Origin of the sequence: Acinetobacter sp. YH16038 (assembly GCF_013417275.1) — a bacterium.
Taxonomy (GTDB): domain Bacteria; phylum Pseudomonadota; class Gammaproteobacteria; order Pseudomonadales; family Moraxellaceae; genus Acinetobacter.
The window spans coordinates 1-1,447 of the sequence record NZ_VPEG01000150.1 but is presented as its reverse complement, the minus strand read 5'-3'; the positions used below and the strand labels follow the sequence as shown (position 1 = coordinate 1,447).

Below are 1,447 nucleotides of genomic sequence, written 5' to 3'. Positions count from 1 at the left end.
GCAGTCTCAGGACTTTGGACTCTGTAGACGATTTTAAGGGGTGCATTTTCAAAGACTGCATCGATGACAGTTTCAGGCTTTAGATCACTTGGGCAGTCTCTTAGATCACCAAGGCTTTGATGTGCCATAAGTACATGAAGCCCTTTATCACGTGCAGCACCCAAAGCTTCGAGCGCAGTCTTTGAGATGTGATACTTAAGCTCATCCAAAACGACGAGGATCTTTTTAGGCGTACTTTCTATACGATCACGAATTTCTGTTTGCTGTATAAGCCAGACTAAAAGTATCTTTTGGATGCGGATGATGCGGGAATTTCTCATCGATCCGACGATGTAAACAACCCCCGCTTTTTGTACGACGCTCAAAAGGGAAAGTCCCAGTTTTGCGTTGATCGATGGAGTACGGGCTAGCTCTGAAAATTTTGCTTTAAATCCTTCAGCTTTATCCATCATTTTGCTATGGGCTTTAAAGATGCTTTGAGGTGTATCTCCTACCTCAAAAAGTTCAGAAATGCTCCACGCCATATCTCGGTCTGCTAGCTTGTAGTAGTCGGAGGCTTCTCCTTTCTCTCCAAGCTCAAACCCCGCAACTAAAAGCTCCTCAAGCTGATCTTGATCACACCCTTCGAAGATCGAAAATTGTGGCTTTTTTTTCCGTAAGTCGATGTAGTAGTAAGGCAACCCCGCATCATCGGCCGCTTTTTTGGCTTGGGCTGCCCCATATTCGTCGTCTTTCGGATCAAAGATAAAGCAAGGCTGACCTGCCAAAGCACACTGAGCGACGATCGTCCCGATGGCTCGACCTTTCCCTGCGCCCGAAGTCCCGACTATTTGGCAGTGAGGCAGGTCACCTTCCCAGTAGATCGGCTCGCCTTTCTCATCGAGACCGAGAAAGAAACTGCCCGCTTTATAAAAATTTTCAGGGTTAAAAGATGGTGCACTTTGCTTTTTTTCAGCTTCCTTTGCGACTTCTCGTACATCCGTCAAGTGATCCCTTTCTGTCCCTGCTTTTTTAGTGAAGAAAGACAGAAATTTTTCTGTAAAAGGTACATAAAGACGCTCAAGCAAAGCTATTACAAGCATCCCAAGCACCAAAAACCCGCCATGAGCAAGGGCGTCAGACCATCCTGCTTTACCAAAGAAAAAAGCTACGCCCCAAGCGATAAAAAAAAGGCCATTTGTCCCGAAAAAAAGAAGTTTCAGAAAGCCTGGAAGCTCTTCGCCCTCTTTTTTGAAAGTCATCCACCCGTAAAAGATCATCCCTAAGATCAGCGCTAGGGCAAAGCGGAAAGGATGTGAGAAAAAGACTTCTAGAGCCTGAGATATCTCAGGGATGAAAAGCAAGATAAGGACAAAGACAGCAAGTAAGAGCCATTTCATATAGGTCTCATATATTTGGCACAGTGTATGGACACAGTCTATGATCAAAAAAAAATCATTTCAATAAA

The 1,447-nt window shown here is 44.6% G+C and carries 1 protein-coding gene; it reads right to left on the bottom strand.

Annotated features, from left to right (window positions below):
- Positions 1 to 1,379, bottom strand: a 1,379-nt coding sequence (locus tag FTV34_RS17440) for a hypothetical protein (protein ID WP_180070911.1), incomplete at its 3' end; no start/stop codon positions are given.
- Positions 1,380 to 1,447 lie beyond the last annotated feature (68 nt).